The organism is Hymenobacter ruricola, from assembly GCF_015694525.1.
Taxonomy (GTDB): domain Bacteria; phylum Bacteroidota; class Bacteroidia; order Cytophagales; family Hymenobacteraceae; genus Hymenobacter; species Hymenobacter ruricola.
Window position 1 is genome coordinate 60,770 of sequence record NZ_JADQDM010000021.1, and the last position, 19,294, is coordinate 80,063.

The following is a 19,294-nucleotide window of genomic DNA, read 5'->3' on the forward strand; positions in this document are numbered from 1 at the left end:
AGCTACACCCCGATGAATCTTTCTTCCCGCACCATTGCCATCCTCATTGCGCTGCTGGTGGCGGGCGTGCTCACGGCGTATGCCCGCATTGGCCCCACGCTGCCGTTTCGGGAGGCGTTTCTGGCGGCGGGCGTCACGGTGGCGGCGTGCTTTCTGCTGGTGTACCTGTCGTTCGAAGCGTTGATTTTTCGGGAAATCAACGGCATCTATGCTGGGCTGGAGCACATCAAGCGCAAGGAGTTCAAGAAACTCAGCAGCAAATTCCTGTTTCGGCCCGAGCCCGTGAAGCGGGTGCGCGACGAAATCCTGCTCATGGCCGAACGCCGGCAGCAGGAGTTGGACGAGCTGGTGCGCCTGCAGGCCCTGCGGCGCGAGTTTCTGGCCGACGTCTCGCACGAGCTCAAGACGCCGCTGTTTGCCGCGCAGGGCTTCGTACATACCATTCTCGACGACGAGGACGACGACATCGACCTAGCCACCCGGCGCAAGTTCCTGGCCAAAGCCGCCGCCAGCCTCGACACGCTCGACGCGCTGGTGCAGGACCTCGTCACCATTGCCCAACTCGAAAAAGGCGTGGTGCGCATGCGTCGCCAGCGCTTCGACCTCGTGGCGCTGGTGCGCGAAATATTTGAGCTGCTGGAGCAGCAGGCCGCACGCCGCGGCACCGTACTGGAACTATTCCCACCCACGCTGCCGGCCGAGCTGCTGGTGGTGGCCGACCGCAACCGCATCCGGCAGGTGCTGGTCAACCTCGTCGATAACGCCATCAAGTACGGCCGCGACCACGGCCGCGTGGTGGTGGCGCTGGTAGAGGGCAGCCGCGGCGTCCGCATCGCCGTGCGCGACGACGGCAGCGGCATTGCGCCCGAGCACCAGAACCGCATTTTTGAGCGATTTTACCGCATCGACAAAAGCCGCTCGCGCGAGTCGGGCGGCTCCGGGCTGGGCCTAGCCATCAGTAAGCACATCGTGGAGGCGCACAAGTCCACCATCAAAGTGAAAAGCACCGTGGGCGAAGGTACCACGTTGGAATTCAAGCTGAGCAAGCCGAAAATGGGCGCTTAGAACGGAAAAAGAACGTCATGTCGAGCTTGTCGAGACATCTCGCGTGAAATGGTAACTCCATCAGTGGGATTACTACCGCACGCGAGATGTCTCGGCTGCGCTCGACATGACCGTTCATGGTCGGCGCCCGCCGGTTACAGGCCGTACCTTTGCGGCTTCTTATGAAGCTTCCGAATTTCTCCGACCTCGTTATTTTCGAAAACGACGACTACCTCGTCGTCAACAAGCCACCGTTTCTGGCCACGCTCGATGAGCGGGTGGGCGGCGCTCCCAACATGCTGCGCCTAGCCCGCCAGCACCACGACGACATCCAGGCCGCCCACCGCCTCGACCGCGAAACCAGCGGCGCACTGGCTTTTGCCAAAAACCCGGCGGCCTACCGCCACTTGGCCATGCAGTTTGAAGACCGCGAGGTAAAGAAGCAGTACCACGCCGTGGTGTGGGGCACCCCACAGATGCACGACGAAGTGGTGGAGCGCAACATCGAAACCACCAGCCGGGGCAAGGCGCGCTTGGCGTACAAAGGCAAGCCAGCCGAAACCCACTTCACCACGCTCGAAACCTTCGCGCGCCACGCCCTCATGCTCTGCGAGCCCGTAACCGGCCGCATGCACCAGATTCGCCTGCACCTCATGTATTTGCAGGCGCCCATCGTGGGCGACAAGGACTACGGCGGAGAGGACTTTTACCTGTCTTCGCTGAAAAAAAGGTTCAATATGAAGGAGGGCGAGGAAGAGCAGCCCTTTATTAAACGTTTTGCCCTGCACGCGCTACGCCTGCAGTTTGTGGGGCTGGATGGCGAGGAGATTTCCGTGGAGGCGCCCTACCCGAAGGACTTCCGGGTATTGGTGGAAGCGCTGCGCCAAAACCACTAGCTTCTGCTGCCTTAGCGAGCCAGTGGCTTGGTTTGCAGGAATATTTTCCGACCCCGGGTTGGCTATTTCCCCATAAATCAGTACCTTTGTGTCCGTTTTTCCCGAAGCCTACGCGGCTCCGTACTCTTATTCAATAGTTTAGCATACCTTTTTTTCGACTCATGGACCACCTGAGCTTCAAGACGACCCACGTCAGTAAGGCCAACGCCCAGAAGAGCTGGGTTATCGTAGACGCCAGCGTAGCCCCGCTGGGCCGCGTTTGCTCGCAGATTGCCAACATCCTGCGTGGCAAGCACAAGCCTTCGTTTACCCCCAACTCGGACTGCGGCGACAACGTCATCGTTCTCAACGCCGACAAGCTGCGCGTGACGGGCAAGAAAATGACCGAGAAGGTCTACATCACCCACTCGGGCTACCCCGGCGGCCAGAAGCGTCGCACCGTGCGCGAGCAAATGAACCGCGACTCGCGCCGCGTGATTGAGCACGCCGTGAAAGGCATGCTGCAAGACAACCGCCTCGGCGCCGCCCAGTACCGCAACCTGTACGTGTACGCCGGCACCGAGCACCCCCACGAGGCACAGCAGCCCGTGGCTATCGAACTGAAAAACCTGTAAGCCAACGCCGGCTTACGCTTTTATTTTTCCACTAAATGGCAATTACCAACACCTCTGGTAGAAGAAAAACCTCGGTGGCCCGCATCTACATGCAGGCCGGGCAAGGGAATATCACTATCAATGACCGGGACATGAAGTCGTATTTCAGCAACGAGTTGCTGGAGAACGTCGTGAACCAACCCCTGGCAATTCTTGAGCAAGTCGGCCAGTACGACATCAAGGTGAACGTGCGCGGCGGCGGCATTTCGGCTCAGGCCGAAGCTATCCGTCTGGCCATCACCAAGGCGCTCGTGAGCGACAACGAGGAAACCCGTCCTGCTTTGAAGAAGGAAGGCTTCCTCACCCGCGACCCGCGCATGGTGGAACGCAAGAAATTCGGCAAGCGCAAGGCTCGTCGTTCGTTCCAGTTCTCGAAACGCTAATCCAGGAGGAAATTTATCATGGCCCAGACTACCTATAAGGACCTGCTCGACGCAGGTGCCCACTTTGGTCACCTCACCCGCAAGTGGGACCCCAAAATGGCGCCGTACATCTTCATGGAGAAGAACGGCATCCACATCATTGACCTCAACAAGACGCTGGTTTCGCTTGACTACGCAGCCCAGGCTATTCGCAACATCGCGAAGAGCGGCCGCAAAATCATGTTCGTAGCCACGAAAAAGCAGGCGCAGGAAATCGTTACGACGGAAGCCGAGCGTTTGAAGATGCCTTTCGTGACCGACCGGTGGTTGGGCGGCATGCTCACCAACTTCGCCACGGTGCGCAAGAGCCTGAAGAAGATGGCCACCATCGACAAGATGGTGAAAGAGAATACCGCCTACGCTGCACTGGCTAAGCGCGAAAAGCTGATGATGTCGCGTGAGCGCGCCAAGCTCGACCGCGTGCTCGGTGGCATCGCCGACCTCGGCCGCCTGCCCGCTGCGCTGTTTGTGGTGGACGTGAAGCGCGAGCACATCGCCGTGAAAGAGGCTGCTAAACTGGGCATCCCGGTTTTCGCCATCTGCGATACGAACTCGAACCCCGAGTTGGTGCAGTTCCCGATTCCGGCCAACGACGACGCCTCGAAGTCGATTCAGCTCATCGTGAGCGTGATTGGCAAGGCCATCGAAGACGGCCTGTCGGAGCGCAAAGTTGACAAAGAAGACGCCGACCGCAAGGAAGCCGACGAGGCGGCCATTGCCGAAAAAACGGCTGCTGACGAAGAATAGTCCCTTCTGAGCTCTTTGAAAAAAGGGAACCTTCGAGTAGTCTAGGCTCCGGAGGTTCCCTTTTTCTTTTCGTAGCGCGGACTTTTAGTCCGCGACCCTTTTCAAAAACAACCATTCACTTAATTCGCGGACTAAAAGTCCGCGCTACTTCCAATGGCCGCTATTACCGCCGCAGACGTAAACAAGCTCCGCACCATGACCGGTGCCGGCATGATGGATTGCAAAAAAGCCCTGACCGAAGCCGATGGCGACTTCGAAGCTGCGCGCGACATTCTGCGCAAGGCTGGTCAGAAAATCGCTGACAAGCGCGCCGAGAACGAAACCTCGGAAGGCTTTGTGGCCGTGAGCGTGAGCGAAGACGGCACCAACGGCAAACTGGTGGCCCTGGCCTGCGAAACCGAATCGGTAGCCAAAGTGGCTAACTTCCGCGAGCTGGTGCAGCGCATCCTGGATGCCGCTGTGCGCACCAACGCCGCGACCAAAGAGGAGCTGCTGGCCGTGAAAGAGGACGATGGCCTGACCATTCAGGAGCACATCACCGACCTGACCGGCAAAATCGGCGAGAAGCTGGACCTGACTTACGTGACCCTGACCGCTGAGAAAGTGGCTTCGTACATCCACTCAGACAGCAAGAAAGGCGTGCTCGTGGGCCTGAAGAACGTGGGCTCGGCCGATGTGGCTGCCGTGGGCCGCGACGTGGCCATGCAAATTGTGGCCATGAAGCCCGTTGCCGTTGACAAAGACGGTGTGGACTCGGCTACGGTGGAGCGCGAAATCGAAATCGGCAAAGAGCAGGCGCGTGCCGAAGGCAAGCCCGAAGCCATGCTGGAGAAAATCGCCCAAGGCAAGCTGAACAAGTTCTACAAAGAGCAGACCCTGCTGAACCAGGAGTTCGTGAAAGACGGCTCGATGACCATCGCCCAGCTGCTCGACAGCAAGTCGAAAGGCATGACGGTGTCGGACTTCAAGCGCGTGGCTATTGGTGCTTAATTGCCGTTTTTAGCTGAAAGAAAAGCCCCGCTGGCATTGTGCCGGCGGGGCTTTTCTTTGTGGCTATGGAATCTCATAGAAAGCGGGCGTACCGCTATTTGCTTTATCAATTTCTACTTGATATTCGCACAACCCCTACGCCCGACAGCTCTGCTCATTTGACCGACCAACAGTGCCGGAATCAAGTCAATTACTCTGGCGCAGTAGCCTACTTGCTTCACAATTTTGCTTTGTCCGCAGCCAACGACTTTGCTGACTTTGATGAAACTGCATTTTGGCGGAATATTGAACATTTCAGTCAGGCCATGCCACAGTTGAGTGTGATGCATTTCAAAAAGGCTTTTGACTTCGCTTTATCGGAAACGCCTCACTGACCTTTTCTATCAAGCCACGCCCGCACCCGCGCCTTCGAGTTCTCGCGGATATTCATGTAAAACAGCGCGTAATCGGCGATGTGGCGAGAGTAGCGCAGCTTCTTCTTGCCGGAGGGCGGGAAGTGCGGGTAGCCTTTGAAGCGGGGCGCCATGACCCAGAGCTGGCCGTGGTGAACTTGGGCGCCGGTGAGCTGGGGGTGCAGGTGCCTGAAGCCGAGGCTGACGGCGCCGCGATTCAGCGAGGCCGGGGCCAGCGTGGAATCGAGCGTCCAGGTGAGGGGATTGACGGCGATGCTGGGCTGAAACATGGCCGATTCGTGGCCGGCGTCGGTGGTGTTGTAGGCGACGAAGCAGTCGGTGGCCAGCGAGTCGGCGCAGGGCTTGATGGTGAGGAATTCGTTGGGCTTGACCTGAAAGCCGATGAGGTAGGCGGCTACGAGCTGGCGACGCAGCGGGGTGGGTTTGTCGAAGAATTCGTGGAGCAGACGCGTGGCGTGGTCGGTGCCCTGGCTGTGGCTGGCGATGATGAAAGGGCGGCCCTGGTTGTAGTGCGCGAGGTAGTACCGGAAGGCGGCGCGCACGTCGGAATACGCCAGTTCCAGGGCCTTTTGGCCGTTGGGCTCTTTGTCGAGGAAGGAATAGATGGTGGCCTGCCGGTAGCGCGGCGCGTAGATGCGGCCCGTGGCGTTGAATACGCTGGCCTGCTGCTTGATGGTGGTGCGGTCGGTGTACTTGTTCAGCCCTTTTTTGCGCGGGTCGGCATTCCAGGCGTGGGCCGAGTAGTAAGTGGTGGGGTGCACGAAGAATACGTCGACGGGCGCGGTGGCTTGCTCATCGCGCAAGGCAGAATAGCGGGGTACGGCATCGGCCGAGTCGCGCCGGGTGGGCAGGGCGGCCCAGTTGCTGGCCTGCGCGTAATCGGGCGCGGGCGGGGGCGTGTATTTCTCAAAATCCCGGTTGGGCTTGAGCAGCAGCCGGATGCAGCCATTCAGCGGCAGGAGCAGCGTCACAATCAATGCGGTGCGCAGGTAGGATGGTAGCGAGAACATAAAATCAAGCCGTCATGCCGAGCGGAGCGAAGCATCTTTCCCGCAATGGTAATTTGATTGCATTGCGCGGTAAAGATGCTTCGCTGGCGCTCTGCATGACGTTCTATTTACTTGATTAAACCGTCGCAGGCCAATGCTTCAACTCCCGCGGCTCGCCGGCTTCGTCGTAGAGCAGCGTCATGGGCTCGGCGGGTTTGGCCACCACGTCGGCGAGGGTGATGTTCCAGCGCTGCCACATTTCGGCCAGGGCCTGGGTGTAGGCCGAGTTTTCCCAGGGGTTGAAGATGGCACCGGTGACGTCGTCAATCAGCGCATCGAATACCAGTTGGGTGTCGCTGGGGCGCGGGTGGCGCGGGTAGAGGTCGGGCACGACGTGCAGCAGGTGGGCGGCGTAGTACACGCGGGCTTTGAACTCGGCAATCTGGACGGGGTGCAGCGGGCGCTGGGCATCGGCGTAGACCTTGCGCATGGCCTGACCCACCAAACCGATGTCGACCAGACAGGCCACCAGCACGGCTTTGTCGAGCTTGATGCTGAAGACGAGCGTGTTCAGGTCGTCGTCGTACTCAAAGGGCGTGACGTCCTCGGTAGGGTCGGCTTCGAGCACGAAGATGGAGCCGGGCACAAAATCGGCGTACTCGGTGGGCACGCGCAGGCCTTGCAGGAGTTGGAAAAACGCCTGGAACCGACGCACCAGTGCGGCGTTTTCGGCCAGCGGGTACTTGGGTTTTATCAGCGGCTCAAACTCGTTCAGCAGCTCGGTGATGAAGATGCCGTAGAACATTTTGCCCATCCAGAGGAATAGCGCGTCGTCGCCGAGGGCGCGCAACGCGGCGGGGCCTTCAAGGCTGGCGGCCTCTACCCGGCGCTCCAGCTCCGCGATGCGCTGGCGGGCGGCGGGGCTGGCGGGCAGGCGCAGGTCTTGGATGAGGACGGTACGCTGGTCGAGCAACTGAATGGGCCGCTCGGCCAAGTGGTAGCGGGCCTGCAGCCAGTCGGCGAAAACGGGCACGGTGTCGTCGGGGCCGGTGGGCTGGCCGCTGAGGAAGCAGGTTTCGGGGCCGAAGCGCATGCCGTCGAACGGGTCGTAGGGCAGCAGGTCGGCGGGGGCGTAGGAAGGCATAAAGCAGTAGCGCGAACGTTGTAGTTCACGTCCCAGCTCGGCGGCCCAACGTTGGGCCAGCGGCGCGGGGACGCGAACTACAAAGTTCGCGCTACAATGGTTACGAAATGGCGGGCGCGGCGCTACCGCGACAGCGAGTTGCCGGCTTTGAGGAGCAGCTTGCTCAAGTTGTTGAGTGGGCCGCTGTATTCGCCGCCGGCGTCGTCGGCTACTTTGGCGGTTTCGGCGCCGAGGCTGGCCAGGATTTCGGCGATGTCGTGGGCCGGGCTTTTGGGGTCGGCCAGCAACTCATTTAGCTGGCCGAGCTCCTGCTTGATTTTGGCCAGACCCGGGCGGTCCGACGAGGCCAGCACGGCTTCCCAGCGCTCGATTTCGGCGCGGCCCTGCGGCCCGGAATTGGTGGGCGTGCTGGCGGTGAGGAAGGTGAGCGTGTCGTCAAGCAGGGCGGTATTTTGTTGGTCGCTCACGGCCAGGGGCACTTCGGGAGTGGCAGGCGTTTGCGGAATGTTGGCGGTTGAATCCATGAGAATGCGGAAAAAGAGAGATGCGTCAGGGGCTATACTAGCGCCGAGACTAAAAAGTTAGCCTATGCTCCCGGCCCCGCACCCGCGCCGGAGGTGCCCGCGGGCCGGGTTACCTTTTGCCGCTGACTCTGATTAAACGGCATCCATCCACTCAGAATCAGATTCCGATGAAAACTGCCCTCAAAACCCTGTTTGTGGCCGCCACCGTGGCCTTCACCGCCGCTTCCTGCGAACAGAAAACCGCCGAAACCACCACCGCGGCCGACAGCACCACCACGACCACCGTCAGCACCGACAGCACCCGTCCCACTACCGCGGCCGAAGCCGGTGCCAAGCTGGACGCCGCCAGCGCCAAGCTGGACGCCAAACTGAACGCCGTCGGCGACAAGCTGGACGCGGCCGGTCGGAAGCTCGACACCAAGCTGGACGCTGCCGGCAAAAAGCTCGATGCCGCCGGCGAAAAGCTGGACGCCAAAATGAGTGCCATGGGCGACGCCGCCGAGCGCACCGCCGAGCAGGCCAAGGCCAACGCCAAAGAAGCCAGCAAGAAGTAGCCAGCTCACCATTAGCAAGAGGCACGAGAAAGCCCGGGCGCTCTATGGCGTCCGGGCTTTTTCGTGCCGGCGGCTATGCCGCGGCCATTTCCAGCAGCACGTCGTAGTAAGGACGGCCCAGCGTCTGGGCCCGCAGCCAGGCGTAGAAACTCAGTACTTGCAGGTCCTCGCGGTCGAAGGACAGGAAGTTGGGAATGTGCGCCACCCGGTTGAAAAAATCGGTTTGGCGCGCGGCGGTGGGGTTTTCAATCACCTCGCGCACAAAGCCCAGGTAGAGCAGCACGGGGTTGTAGGGGCCGCCCACGGGCGCGGCGGGCGCGTCGCCCTCGGCCGGCACGGCCGGAAACTGCTCGCGTAGCGTTTTCTCGATGGCGCGCAGGCGGGTCAGGGCCAGTTCGGGGTTGCCCAGCTCGAACTGAATCAGCAGCTCGCCGATGTTGCGGTTCACCATCCATTCCAGGCCCAGGTGCTGCTCCAGCCAGTGGTCGGTGCGGCCCAGGCTGAGCATGCTCTGGTTGGCTTTGGCAAATTTGCCTTCGGCGAAGTAGTGAAACGAGAGCTGAAAGCGCGCCGTGAGGTCGTCGCCCGGCGCCAGGGGGCGGGGGCCGCGCAGCATGGCTTCGAGCAGGGCAATGCTCTCGGCGTTGCGCCGCAAAAAAGCGTAATTGGCCGCCAGCAAAAAGGTGAAGCGCGGCACAAACTCGCCAAACTGCCGGGCCGGGCCACCCGCCAGCAAGGCCTGCCCCTTCTCCAGGTACGCCACCGACTCGGCGAAGCGGCGCGAGCGGTACAGGGCGTGGGCCAGCATGTAGAGCAGCCGCAGCTGGTGCCCGCGCTGGGCCGGCGCAAAGCCGTGGCGGCGCTCCATGAGCGTGTAGCAGCGCTCGATGAAGGGCGCAAACGACGCAAAATCGCGCCGCACCAGCATGGCGTTGCGCGCGATGGACATGAGCCGGCTCAGCAGCGACGGCGAGCGGGCGAAGGCTTCCTGCAGGTCGTACTCGGCCAGAATGTTCTGCAAAATGCCGTCGACCGGCACCGTGGCCCGGCCGCGCACGCGGGACTCGCGCAAGCGCTGGCGCAGCAGGCTGTCGGCAATGTTGGCGCGCTCGGCCTCGTCGGCAGCTTTTTTGTTGAGGCGGTAGCGGGGCAGAATCTCGTCGAGCGGCGGGGCGTAGGGCGAGTCGGCGTATTGAATCTGGAGGTTGTACACGGCGTTCAGCGGCTCGTACTGCTCGCTTTCGTGGGCCAGGTTTTCGGCTTTGCGCAGCGTGCTCCAGGCCAGGCGCGGAATGCCGGCCTCGAATAAATACTGGGCCAGGGTGAGCTGCCCGCGCACCGAGGCCGCGGCCGTGGTGTCGAGCTGGCGCTGGCGCAGCAGCAGGAAGTCGGTGAGGTGGCGCAGCAGGCGCTTGCGCAGGGCGTAGTAGGCGGCGGGGTTGGGGCCGTCGGGGTAGAGCTTGGCGATGAGCTTCTCGGGCTTGAGCTCCTTGGCCTGCACCAGCAGCTCGTAGAGGCGCGAGTCTTGCCGGCCGGCGGTCTTGCGGCGCTGCCGCTGAATGAACACGCCAAAATCGCGGCGCTCGTCGGAGCTCAGGGTCAGCAGCGTGGTGCGCAGGTCGTCCATGGGGCCAAATTACGGCGCTGGGCGCGGCGGCGCGGCAAAATTTTCCGCGGCTGAATTTTCCAGTTGCCGCCGCCTTCAGGCCCGGAGGCTAGTGCGCTGGCAACGTTGGAAATTGGGGCGCCGTACGGTTAAGCTGCCGCGCCCAACTGCCGCGCCGCGTGGCAGTTGGGCGGGTTACCTTTTGCCCGGGCCGCTCATTAAGGTCGATTTTCAACCATTCGTTTCCTTCCAAATCCCATGAAAACCTCTTTCAAATCCCTGCTCCTGGTGGCTGCTTTCGGCGCTTTCGCCGCCACGTCGTGCTCCGAGAAAAAAGCCGATGACGCCGCCACCGCCACCGAAAACGCCGCCTCCGAGGCCGGCGACAAAATGGACAACGCCGTGGACAGCGCCAAAGCCGACCTGGCCCGCGAACCCGGCGACACCGCCATGGTGCGCAACACGCCCGCCGACAAAGTAGTGGAAGAAGTGCCCGCCACGCCGCAGAAGTAAGTGGCCCACGCCGCCTGCCCGAAGCCCCGCCACCCCAGTGGCGGGGCTTTTTCGTGGGCAAGGCCCTGCTTAGCCCAAGCGCGGCCGTACAACATTCGGGCATTTGGGGCGGCGCCTTCAACGCCGCCCGGCGGCCCCGCGTACAAGCCCAACTGTTTACCTCCTTCCCATCCACATTTCCTTACCCTTCTCATCTTTTTCACTCATGGACCTCAACCAGAATAACCTCAACGACCAAACCGAGCTGAAGGCTCGCGGCAACTGGAACCAAGTAAAAGGCGAGGCCAAGCAGAAGTGGGGCCAGCTCACCGACGACGACCTCGACTACGAGGACGGCAAGCAGGACGAGTGGTTCGGCCGCCTGCAAGAGAAAACCGGCCACGCCGTGGAAGACATCAAGAACTGGTTCCACCGCACGTTCTAGCCCAACTGAATCTGACCAAGCAAGGCGCCTTCCAATCCACCGCCGCTGCTTAGTTATTCAAAAGCCCCTCCTGGTAGCAGAAGGGGCTTTTTTGTTGGCATTCCTTTGCACAGCACTCCCAACTACATAGCAGAATCGGCGCTATTCTTGCTCGTGAGGCTTTCGTATTTTATTTCCATTTATGAAAGCAAACTTTCTACTCCGAGGACGTTTTGGGCTGTGGGCGCTGGGCTGCCTGGTGCTAGTTGCTGGCACTGCCCGGGCGCAGGGCCCCACCATTGACCCCACGTTTCAGGCCACCAACGTAGCCATCGCAGCCTCTGCCCGGCAAGTAGTGCAACTGCCCAGCGGCAAGCGGGTGCTGCTGGGCAGCTTCCGGCAAGTGGGCGCCATGACCAGCAACGGCCTGGTGCGCCTGCTGGCGGGCAGCAACCAGGTCGATGCGGTGTTTCAGGCCAACACGGCTAGCCTAAACGTGGCCGAGGTGGACCGCCTTATCGCCCTGCCCAACGACCAGCTCCTGCTCTTCTCACAGGCCAATAATTCCCTACTCACTCTGGGCACGGTCAGTCGGCGTGGCTTATTGCGCCTCAACGCCGACGGAACCCCGGACGCTTCTTTTAACACGGGTACTGGCCCCAGCGTGGGGGTGAACGATGTAGTGGTACAGCCCGACGGGAAACTGTTGCTGGCCGGGGCATTCACGCAATTCAACGGCCAAACCGTTAACCGACTAATTCGCCTCAACGCCGATGGAACGCTTGATGCCACGTTTCAAGTCAGCATTTCGAATAGCAATGGGCAGTATGCTTACATAAATCGGGTGGTGCTTCAGCCCGACGGCAGATTGCTGCTGGCTGGCTACTTTTCGACGGTGCAAGGACAGGCGGTGGGTCTGCTGGCCCGCTTGCTGCCCGCCGGCACGCTGGATACCAGCTTTAGCGCCCCTGTTATCGCCAGCGGCCATTTTATTGCCGGCATGGCCGTTCAGCCCGATGCCAAAATCCTGGCCGCTTACGTGCTTTATCAAGGCATTGGCACCCCACCTCCGCCCCTCATCCGCCTGCTTCCAGACGGCACTCCGGATGCGTCGTTTCAAACCGGCACCAGTTTTAGCAGCGGGTTCAACAGCCCGGTGCTGCCCACGCAGCCGGTGGTGGTGGAGCCGGGCGGCGGCATCCTCGTGGCCACCACGGCCCTTTCCTACAACGGGCAGCCCATTGGCCGGGTGGCGCGCCTGCTGCCCAGTGGCAGCCTGGACACAAGCTTTCAAACCCAGCAAATCAGCGGAGCCTTGTACCCCGAGGCGCCCACGTCGCTGCAGCTGCTGGCCAACGGGCAGCTGCTCACCAATTACAAGCTGCTCAACCCCACCGGCACGGTGGATGCCGGCTTCGACCCGCAGCTGAAAAACCCGGGCCAGGTGATGGCCCTGGCGCTGCAGCCCGACGGCAAGCTGCTGGTGGGCGGCATCTTCACCGAAATCAGCGGGGTGGCGGCCGGCAGCCTGGCCCGCCTCAACCCCGACGGCACGCCCGACGCGGCTTTCACCACGGCCGCCGCCACCAACGGCATCGTGTACGACCTGGCCTTGCAGCCCGACGGCAAGCTGCTGGTGGGCGGCGACTTTACGCTGCTGGGCGGCACGACGCGGCAGGCCCTGGGGCGCCTCCTGCCCACGGGCGTGGCCGACGCGGCTTTTGCGTCCCCCATTCAGCCGCCGCCCTCGGCCCTGAACGTGCCCAAAGTGCGCGCCCTGGCCGTGCAGCCCGACGGCAACGTCCTCATTTCGGGTATGTTCATCCTCACGCCCGGGGGCGGAGCCAATGCGTCGCGCACGTCGGCCCGGCTGCTGGGCAGCACGGGCCAGGTCGATGCTAGCTTCGCCTACCCGTCGGCCTTCAACGTGGTGCAGTTCCTGGTGCAGCCCGATGGCCGGATTGTGGTGGGCGGCCAGGGCACGGTGGGCAGCCGGCCCTACGCGCTGGTGCAGCGCCTGCTGCCCGACGGCAGCCCCGACCCGGCTTTCGTGACCACGCCCGCCACGGTGACGTTTGAGGCGGTGCGGGCCCTGCAGCTCGACGCGGCCGGCCGCCTCTACGTGGGCGGGCAGTTCACCCAGTTCGGCAGCGTGCCCAGCAGCGCGGTGGCCCGGCTGCTGCCCGACGGCACGCCCGATGTCACCTTCACCACTACCCTGGGCAGCCAAAGCAACGTGTACGCCTTGGCCTTGCAGCCCAACGGCCGGTTGCTGGCCGGTGGGGCCTTGCTCACCAGCGGCGCCCAGGCCCATGGCAGCGCGCGCCTGCTGCCCACCGGCGCCCTCGATGTCAGCTACACCCCCACCGCGGGCCCCGACCGCCCGATATTCCGGTTACTGGTGCAGCCCGATGGCGCCATTGTGGCGGGCGGGGCCTTCACGTCGGTCAACGGTTCTTCCTTTTACACGGGCCTCACCCGGCTCCTCGACCCCAACGTGCTGAGCGTGGCTTCCCGGCACCGGCCCAAAGCCCCCACCCTGGCCTGGCCGGTGCCGGCCCACGCCTACCTGCACCTGGCCCTGGACGCCGCCAGCCGCCCCCAGCGCGTGGAGGTGCTCGATGCCCTGGGGCGCGTGGTGCTCACCCAGCCCACCCCGCAAGCCGAACTGACGCTGGCAACGGGCGCGCTGCCGGCCGGTGCTTACGTGCTACGCGTGCAGTACGCCACCGGCCCCGTGACGCGGCGCGTAGCGTTGGAATAAGCCGGGCCGACGCCCCCTGGCGCAACTGCGTTCAGGGGGCGTCGGTGCTCACACCCCCTGAACGCAGTTGTGTTTGGGGAGCGTCAGGGCTCGCGCCCTTCAAACGCAAATGGGTTCGGGGGGCGCCGGTGCACATGCTCCCCTGGCGCAACTGCGTTGGGGGGGGCATGAGCACCGGCGCCCCCCGGCGCAGATGCGTGCGGGGGGCGTCTGGCAAATAATGCCTATCTAGCAAACACATTCATGCCTAAAAGCCTCAGCTTATGCATTTCCACGCCTACCACCGCTCGCCCGATGCCGCCCCTGCCGGAGATGCCGCCGCCCCGGCCCCGAAGAAAAAAGGCCGCGCCACCCGCTTTTTGCCCACCACCGAGGTGGGCATCACGGCCCTGGCCACCGCCGTGGCCCCCGCCTACGCGGCCGGGGCAGCGGCCAACGCCGCGCTGGGCCTGATGTGGATGCCGCCGGCCACCTTTACGGCCCTGGCGGCCGAACTGGCCACCCACCTCGACACGGCCAACGTGACCAAGGCCGACGTGAGCCCCAACGCGGAAGCCATCGACCGGCTCGACGCCGAAATCAACCAGCGCCTGGGCAACGTGCGCACCTACCTGGAGGCGCAATACGAGGACGCGGACGACGCCACCGTGCGCGGCTACCTGCCGGCCCTGGGCTTCCGGCTGCAGCACGGCAGCTACGTGTTTCCGAAGGGCCAGCAAGACCGCCTCAACGCCCTCACCACCCTGCTCACTGGCCTGGCGAAGCACGGCCTGAAAACCAAAAAATACGGCCTCGCCTACTGGACGGCCATGCGCGACGACTACCGGACCGCCCTGGCCACGGCCGGCAACGCCGCGGGTGCCGTCTCGACGGTGGTGGACACCAAAAACGAGCTGCTCGACCAAGTGACGGAGGTGCTGCGCGCCATCTATTACCTGCTGCGGGCCCAGTACCCCAAAACCTGGAAGGCCAAGCTGCGGGCCTACGGCTACCAGGAGGAGGGGTATTAGGAGGTAAGAGTTAGGGGTTAGGAGTTAAAGGGGAGGAGTCGGGGCGTCTGTCATCCTGAGCGCAGCGAAGGACCTTCTCACGTCAGCGCCGTCTGCACTTAATTACTGCAAGTCGTTCCTCGGTGAGAAGGTCCTTCGCTGCGCTCAGGATGACAGACGCCCCGACTCCTCCCCCTAACTCTTAACTCCTAACTCCAGCTCCGCCACGTAGTCGGCCAGGTACTGGTAGCGGGGCGTGAGCGCGCCGCCGGTGGCAATGGTGGCGCGGGCAATGACGCCCTCCGCGTCGGGGCCCAGCAGGTGGGGCAACACGTTGTCCAGCAGCTGGCGGCCGAAGTCGCGGCTGGCGTTGCGGGGCAGTTCGCAGGGCAGGTTGTCCACGGCCATCACCGTGAGGTTGGCGGGGCCGGAGTAGGGCGCCTCCAGCGCGCCGGTGGCGGGGTTGTAGTCGAAAGCCGGGTCGGCGATGGTGCTACTACGCTTGGTGACGGGAATGGAGCCGTCCACGTCGCAGGTCACGTCGGCGATGGTGTTGATGCGGAAGCCCGGCATCCGGGTGTCGGCTTCCTCGAACAAACGGGGCGCCGCCGGGTGCCAGTAGGCGCAGGCAATGAGCAAGTCCGTCACGGGCACGAACATGCCGAAGGCCGACTCGTACTCCTGCGGGTTTTTGTGGAAGTCGGCGGTGTCCCACACGCGGCCGTCGCGGCGGCGGTTGTAGTCGGAGCTGCGCAGCTGCGCGTACACCGGCTCGTTGAAATCCAGGTACAGGTAGTCGTACACGCTCACCCGCCGGATGCCCATGCGGTCGAGCACTTCCAGGGCGCCCTGCGCCACGCGGCCCGAGCCCGTGACGGCCATTTTGATGGGCGGCAGCTTCTTCACCTTGAAAAATTCCTCCTGCATGTCGTCCATGTCCACGCACTGCCAGGCGGGCTTCAGCTCGTAGAGGCCGTGCTTGCGGCCGTAGGTGAGCAGGCCATTGTAGGCCCCCACAATGCCCGCGTAGCGCCCAAACGCTACGATGCGCTCGCCGCGCTCGTTGGTCAGCATCTCGTAGTCGACCAGCGTAATGTTCCGGCGCAGCACTTCTTGCAGCAGCTGGCGGTTGGCGGGCTGCTTCTTCACGGTGTGCGAGAAAAAGAGGTAGGTTTTGTTGGGAATGAGCTGGTCAACGGCCACTTCTTTCACGCCCAGCAGCACGTCGCAGTCGCTCACATCGTCGCGCACTTCCAGGCCCAGGTCGCGGTATTCCTGGTCGGCGTAGCTGCGGATGGCGCTGCTTTGCACCACCAGCCCGAGGCCGGGGAAGGTGCTCAGTGCTTCCACGCATTTCTTGGGCGTGAGGGGCACGCGCTTGTCGGGCGGGGTTTTGCTTTCGCGAATGAGGCCAATGGTGCGGGACATGGGTGGGTGGTGGGTGATGGAGGGAAATGCAAAGCTAAAGTTTTCAACATTGCCCGAAGGTTAATCCCTGGGATGAGCACCGGCAAAGCATGGGGCTTTTGCCCGGCCAGCGCGTCGGCGGCAATCCTTTCGGGGCTACCTTTGTTGTCTCCGAAACCAGCCTCCACTCCCATCATTTATTCGTCTTTATGTCGTTGAAATTCTCGCCAGTTGACGTTTTTGAAGCTCGCCACAACGCGCCCGGCGCCGACGAGCAGGCCGCCATGCTCCGCACCATCGGGGTGGCCAGCATCGAGCAGCTCATCGACGAAACCGTGCCGCCGGCCATCCGCCTCAAGAAGCCGCTCAACCTGCCGGCCGCCCTCAGTGAGCGCGCTTTCCTGGCCAAGTTCAAGCAGATTGCCGGCCAGAACCAGGTGTTCAAAACCTACATCGGCCTCGGCTACCACGACACCACCCTGCCCCCGGTTATCCAGCGCAACATTCTGGAAAACCCCGGCTGGTACACCGCCTACACGCCCTACCAGGCCGAAATCGCCCAGGGCCGCCTCGAAGCCCTCATCAATTACCAGACGATGGTGATTGACCTCACCGGCCTCGAAATCGCCAACGCCAGCTTGCTCGACGAAGGCACCGCCGCCGCCGAAGCCATGCACATGCTGCACAGCCAGACCAAGAAAAAAGGCGCCCACCAGTACTTCGTGTCGGAGCAGGTGTTGCCCCAAACCATCGACTTGCTGCGCACCCGCGCCACGCCGGTGGGCATTGAGCTGGTGGTGGGCGACCACCGCCAGATTGACCTCAGCGGCGACGGCTTTTTCGGCGCCATGGTGCAGTACCCGGCCGCCGACGGTGAGGTATTTGATTACAAAGACTTCATCGCGCAAGCCCAGAAGAATAACGTGTTTGTGGTGATGGGCGCCGACCTGCTGGCTCTCACCCTGCTGACTTCGCCCGGCGAGCTGGGCGCCGACGTGTGCGTGGGCAACTCGCAGCGCTTCGGCGTGCCGATGGGCTACGGCGGCCCGCACGCCGGCTTCTTCTCCTGCAAAGAGCAGTTCAAGCGCGTGATTCCCGGCCGCCTCATCGGCCAGAGCATCGACGCGGCCGGCAACAAGGCCTACCGCATGGCCCTGCAAACCCGCGAGCAGCACATCCGCCGCGAAAAAGCCACCTCCAACATCTGCACTGCCCAGGTGCTGCTGAGCGTGCTGGCCGGCATGTACGCCGTGTACCACGGCCCCCAGCGCCTCCGTCAGTTCGCCGTGAACACCCACGTGCTGGCTCAAACCCTGGAAGCCGGCCTGAAAAAGCTGGACGTGGAGCAAACCAACTCAGCCTACTTTGACACCCTGAGCCTGCGCCTCGAAAGCGCCGAGCTGCAGCAGGCCCTGCGCCAGGAGGCCGAAGCCGCCCGCATCAACTTCCGCTACTTCGACGAGGTGCGCGTGGGCATTTCACTGAACCAGAACACCGAGCTGAGCGACGTGAACGACATTTTGAACGTCTTCGCCAAAGTGCTGGGCAAGCAAGCTGATGCCGCAGACATGCCCACCGAGGCCGAGCTGACCTGGCCCGCCAGCCTGGTGCGCAGCAGCGAATACCTCACGCACCCCATCTTCAACACGCACCACGCCGAGCACGAGATGCTGCGCTACATGAAGCAGCTCGAAAACAAGGACCTGAGCCTGGCGCACAGCATGATTCCGCTGGGCTCGTGCACCATGAAGCTCAACGCCACCGCCGAAATGATTCCGGTGACCTGGGCCGAAATCGGCGGTTTGCACCCCTTCGCCCCCATCGAGCAGGCCCAGGGCTACCAGCAGATTTTCTCCGACCTGCAAGCCTGGCTGTGCGAGGTGACCGGCTTTGCGGCCGTGAGCCTGCAGCCGAACTCCGGCGCGCAAGGCGAGTACGCCGGCCTGCTGGCCATCAAAGGCTACCACGACGCCCGCGGCGACCACCACCGCAACGTGGCCCTGATTCCGGCCTCGGCCCACGGCACCAACCCCGCCTCGGCCGTGATGGCCGGCATGCAGGTGGTGGTGGTGAAAAGCACCGAAGACGGCAACATCGACGTGGCCGACCTCAAGGCCCAGGCCGAGAAGCACGCCGCCAACCTGAGCTGCCTCATGGTGACCTACCCCAGCACGCACGGCGTGTACGAGGAAACCATCATCGACATCTGCCAGACCATTCACAACCACGGCGGCCGCGTGTACATGGACGGCGCCAACATGAACGCCCAAGTGGGCCTCACCTCGCCCGCCAACATTGGCGCCGACGTGTGCCACCTCAACCTGCACAAAACGTTCTGCATCCCGCACGGCGGCGGCGGCCCCGGCGTGGGCCCCATCGGCGTGGTAGCCGACCTGGTGCCCTACCTGCCCGGCCACGCCGTGGTGCCGGTGGAAGGCCGCGCCGAAGGCTCGGTTTCGGCCGCGCCGTGGGGTTCGGCCAGCATCCTGCCCATCAGCTACGCCTACATTTCGATGATGGGCGGCGAGGGCCTGACGCGCGCCACCCAGATTGCCATCCTCAACGCCAACTACATCAAGGCCCGCCTGGAGGCGCACTACCCGGTGCTGTACTCGGGCAGCAACGGCCGCTGCGCCCACGAAATGATTCTGGAATGCCGCCAGTTCAAGAAGGCCGGCATTGAAGTCGAGGACATCGCCAAGCGCCTCATGGACTACGGCTTCCACGCGCCCACCGTGTCGTTCCCCGTGGCCGGTACCCTGATGGTGGAGCCCACCGAAAGCGAGAGCAAGGACGAGTTGGACCGTTTCTGCGACGCCATGATTTCCATCCGCAAGGAAATTGCGGCGGTGGAGTCGGGCCAGGCCGACGCCAAAGAGAACGTGCTGAAGCACGCCCCGCACACCGCCGCCACCGTCCTCACCCACGAGTGGACCCGCCCCTACACCCGCGAGCAGGCCGTGTACCCCATGGACTACGTGCGCGCCAACAAGTTTTGGCCCAGCGTTAGCCGCATCGACTCGGCCTACGGCGACCGCAACCTCATCTGCGCCTGCACCCCCATTGAGCAGTACGCCGATAAGGAAGAGGACTTGGTGCAGGCTGATAAAGGGCCGTCGTACTAGGAGGATTGATGGGTTGGTAACGGGGGGAAGGAAAGTGAAAGCGCCTGTCATCCTGAGCGCAGCGAAGGACCTTATCACGTGAGAACGATTCGTCCCGACGTGGTAAGGTCC

Annotated in this window: 18 protein-coding genes; 13 read left to right on the top strand and 5 right to left on the bottom strand. The window is 63.1% G+C overall.

The window, feature by feature from the left end; translation table 11 throughout:
• Positions 1-12: 12 nt before the first annotated feature.
• From I2H31_RS23040 to I2H31_RS23070, 7 genes are all read left to right on the top strand, one after another.
• Positions 13-1,065: a sensor histidine kinase gene (locus I2H31_RS23040; RefSeq protein WP_196295414.1), complete on the top strand. Its 1,053-nt coding sequence runs from the start codon at positions 13-15 to the stop codon at positions 1,063-1,065.
• Between the two features lie 161 nt (positions 1,066-1,226).
• Positions 1,227-1,940, top strand: coding sequence for an RluA family pseudouridine synthase (locus tag I2H31_RS23045; RefSeq protein ID WP_196295415.1), 714 nt, complete (start codon positions 1,227-1,229; stop codon positions 1,938-1,940).
• Positions 1,941-2,101: 161 nt separating this feature from the next.
• Entirely contained in the window at positions 2,102-2,554 is a 453-nt protein-coding gene (gene rplM, locus I2H31_RS23050; protein ID WP_196295416.1) for a 50S ribosomal protein L13, read from the top strand.
• Positions 2,555-2,589: 35 nt separating this feature from the next.
• On the top strand, positions 2,590-2,976 hold the full coding sequence (gene rpsI, locus I2H31_RS23055; RefSeq protein WP_046246877.1) for a 30S ribosomal protein S9: 387 nt from the start codon (positions 2,590-2,592) through the stop codon (positions 2,974-2,976).
• A gap of 18 nt (positions 2,977-2,994) precedes the next feature.
• On the top strand, positions 2,995-3,762 hold the full coding sequence (rpsB, locus tag I2H31_RS23060; RefSeq protein WP_196295417.1) for a 30S ribosomal protein S2: 768 nt from the start codon (positions 2,995-2,997) through the stop codon (positions 3,760-3,762).
• Positions 3,763-3,915: 153 nt separating this feature from the next.
• Positions 3,916-4,752 carry a translation elongation factor Ts gene (gene tsf / locus I2H31_RS23065; RefSeq protein WP_196295418.1) on the top strand — a complete coding sequence of 279 codons (837 nt, stop codon included), beginning with the start codon at positions 3,916-3,918 and terminating at the stop codon, positions 4,750-4,752.
• A gap of 65 nt (positions 4,753-4,817) precedes the next feature.
• A complete protein-coding gene (locus tag I2H31_RS23070) occupies positions 4,818-5,126 on the top strand; it encodes a hypothetical protein (RefSeq protein ID WP_196295419.1) in 309 nt (102 codons plus the stop codon).
• On the opposite strand, the gene I2H31_RS23075 is transcribed toward I2H31_RS23070, so the two are convergent.
• The 3 genes from I2H31_RS23075 to I2H31_RS23085 form a co-directional block, all read right to left on the bottom strand.
• Positions 5,120-6,175 (bottom strand): DUF3089 domain-containing protein, encoded by a 1,056-nt coding sequence (locus I2H31_RS23075; RefSeq protein ID WP_196295420.1) that lies wholly within the window; start codon positions 6,173-6,175, stop codon positions 5,120-5,122. The genes I2H31_RS23070 and I2H31_RS23075 overlap by 7 nt on opposite strands.
• Positions 6,176-6,290: 115 nt before the next feature.
• A complete protein-coding gene (locus I2H31_RS23080; RefSeq protein ID WP_196295421.1) occupies positions 6,291-7,298 on the bottom strand; it encodes a hypothetical protein in 1,008 nt (335 codons plus the stop codon).
• A 122-nt stretch (positions 7,299-7,420) separates the two neighbouring features.
• Positions 7,421-7,822, bottom strand: a complete 402-nt coding sequence (locus I2H31_RS23085; RefSeq protein ID WP_196295422.1) for a hypothetical protein — start codon at positions 7,820-7,822, stop codon at positions 7,421-7,423.
• 167 nt (positions 7,823-7,989) lie between these two features.
• On the opposite strand from I2H31_RS23085, the gene I2H31_RS23090 reads away from it, so the two are divergent.
• Complete coding sequence (locus I2H31_RS23090; protein WP_196295423.1) at positions 7,990-8,376, top strand: hypothetical protein; 387 nt, start codon at positions 7,990-7,992, stop codon at positions 8,374-8,376.
• Between the two features lie 73 nt (positions 8,377-8,449).
• Here the strand turns inward: I2H31_RS23090 and I2H31_RS23095 are convergent, their stop codons facing one another.
• Complete coding sequence (locus I2H31_RS23095) at positions 8,450-10,003, bottom strand: tetratricopeptide repeat protein (protein WP_196295424.1); 1,554 nt, start codon at positions 10,001-10,003, stop codon at positions 8,450-8,452.
• Positions 10,004-10,240: 237 nt separating this feature from the next.
• Between I2H31_RS23095 and I2H31_RS23100 the strand changes: the two genes are divergently transcribed.
• The 4 genes from I2H31_RS23100 to I2H31_RS23115 all read left to right on the top strand — a co-directional run bounded on the left by I2H31_RS23100 (position 10,241) and on the right by I2H31_RS23115 (position 14,672).
• Positions 10,241-10,495: a hypothetical protein gene (locus tag I2H31_RS23100; RefSeq protein WP_196295425.1), complete on the top strand. Its 255-nt coding sequence runs from the start codon at positions 10,241-10,243 to the stop codon at positions 10,493-10,495.
• A gap of 205 nt (positions 10,496-10,700) precedes the next feature.
• Positions 10,701-10,919 (top strand): CsbD family protein, encoded by a 219-nt coding sequence (locus tag I2H31_RS23105; protein WP_196295426.1) that lies wholly within the window; start codon positions 10,701-10,703, stop codon positions 10,917-10,919.
• 181 nt (positions 10,920-11,100) lie between these two features.
• Positions 11,101-13,662: a T9SS type A sorting domain-containing protein gene (locus I2H31_RS23110; RefSeq protein WP_196295427.1), complete on the top strand. Its 2,562-nt coding sequence runs from the start codon at positions 11,101-11,103 to the stop codon at positions 13,660-13,662.
• Positions 13,663-13,925: 263 nt separating this feature from the next.
• Positions 13,926-14,672 carry a hypothetical protein gene (locus tag I2H31_RS23115; RefSeq protein ID WP_196295428.1) on the top strand — a complete coding sequence of 249 codons (747 nt, stop codon included), beginning with the start codon at positions 13,926-13,928 and terminating at the stop codon, positions 14,670-14,672.
• 174 nt (positions 14,673-14,846) lie between these two features.
• Here the strand turns inward: I2H31_RS23115 and I2H31_RS23120 are convergent, their stop codons facing one another.
• On the bottom strand, positions 14,847-16,079 hold the full coding sequence (locus I2H31_RS23120) for an NAD(P)-dependent oxidoreductase (protein WP_196295429.1): 1,233 nt from the start codon (positions 16,077-16,079) through the stop codon (positions 14,847-14,849).
• 188 nt (positions 16,080-16,267) lie between these two features.
• Between I2H31_RS23120 and gcvP the strand changes: the two genes are divergently transcribed.
• Positions 16,268-19,183 (top strand): aminomethyl-transferring glycine dehydrogenase, encoded by a 2,916-nt coding sequence (gene gcvP, locus I2H31_RS23125; protein ID WP_196295430.1) that lies wholly within the window; start codon positions 16,268-16,270, stop codon positions 19,181-19,183.
• Positions 19,184-19,294 lie beyond the last annotated feature (111 nt).

Excerpts from the sequence above, each read along its gene's own strand:
- I2H31_RS23040 (WP_196295414.1), top strand. The coding sequence starts at position 13 with ATGAATCTTTCTTCCCGCACCATTGCCATCCTCATTGCGCTGCTGGTG.
- I2H31_RS23045 (WP_196295415.1), top strand. The coding sequence starts at position 1,227 with ATGAAGCTTCCGAATTTCTCCGACCTCGTTATTTTCGAAAACGACGAC.
- rplM (WP_196295416.1), top strand. The coding sequence starts at position 2,102 with ATGGACCACCTGAGCTTCAAGACGACCCACGTCAGTAAGGCCAACGCC.
- rpsI (WP_046246877.1), top strand. The coding sequence starts at position 2,590 with ATGGCAATTACCAACACCTCTGGTAGAAGAAAAACCTCGGTGGCCCGC.
- rpsB (WP_196295417.1), top strand. The coding sequence starts at position 2,995 with ATGGCCCAGACTACCTATAAGGACCTGCTCGACGCAGGTGCCCACTTT.
- tsf (WP_196295418.1), top strand. The coding sequence starts at position 3,916 with ATGGCCGCTATTACCGCCGCAGACGTAAACAAGCTCCGCACCATGACC.
- I2H31_RS23070 (WP_196295419.1), top strand. The coding sequence starts at position 4,818 with ATGGAATCTCATAGAAAGCGGGCGTACCGCTATTTGCTTTATCAATTT.
- I2H31_RS23075 (WP_196295420.1), bottom strand. The coding sequence starts at position 6,175 with ATGTTCTCGCTACCATCCTACCTGCGCACCGCATTGATTGTGACGCTG.
- I2H31_RS23080 (WP_196295421.1), bottom strand. The coding sequence starts at position 7,298 with ATGCCTTCCTACGCCCCCGCCGACCTGCTGCCCTACGACCCGTTCGAC.
- I2H31_RS23085 (WP_196295422.1), bottom strand. The coding sequence starts at position 7,822 with ATGGATTCAACCGCCAACATTCCGCAAACGCCTGCCACTCCCGAAGTG.
- I2H31_RS23090 (WP_196295423.1), top strand. The coding sequence starts at position 7,990 with ATGAAAACTGCCCTCAAAACCCTGTTTGTGGCCGCCACCGTGGCCTTC.
- I2H31_RS23095 (WP_196295424.1), bottom strand. The coding sequence starts at position 10,003 with ATGGACGACCTGCGCACCACGCTGCTGACCCTGAGCTCCGACGAGCGC.
- I2H31_RS23100 (WP_196295425.1), top strand. The coding sequence starts at position 10,241 with ATGAAAACCTCTTTCAAATCCCTGCTCCTGGTGGCTGCTTTCGGCGCT.
- I2H31_RS23105 (WP_196295426.1), top strand. The coding sequence starts at position 10,701 with ATGGACCTCAACCAGAATAACCTCAACGACCAAACCGAGCTGAAGGCT.
- I2H31_RS23110 (WP_196295427.1), top strand. The coding sequence starts at position 11,101 with ATGAAAGCAAACTTTCTACTCCGAGGACGTTTTGGGCTGTGGGCGCTG.
- I2H31_RS23115 (WP_196295428.1), top strand. The coding sequence starts at position 13,926 with ATGCATTTCCACGCCTACCACCGCTCGCCCGATGCCGCCCCTGCCGGA.
- I2H31_RS23120 (WP_196295429.1), bottom strand. The coding sequence starts at position 16,079 with ATGTCCCGCACCATTGGCCTCATTCGCGAAAGCAAAACCCCGCCCGAC.
- gcvP (WP_196295430.1), top strand. The coding sequence starts at position 16,268 with ATGTCGTTGAAATTCTCGCCAGTTGACGTTTTTGAAGCTCGCCACAAC.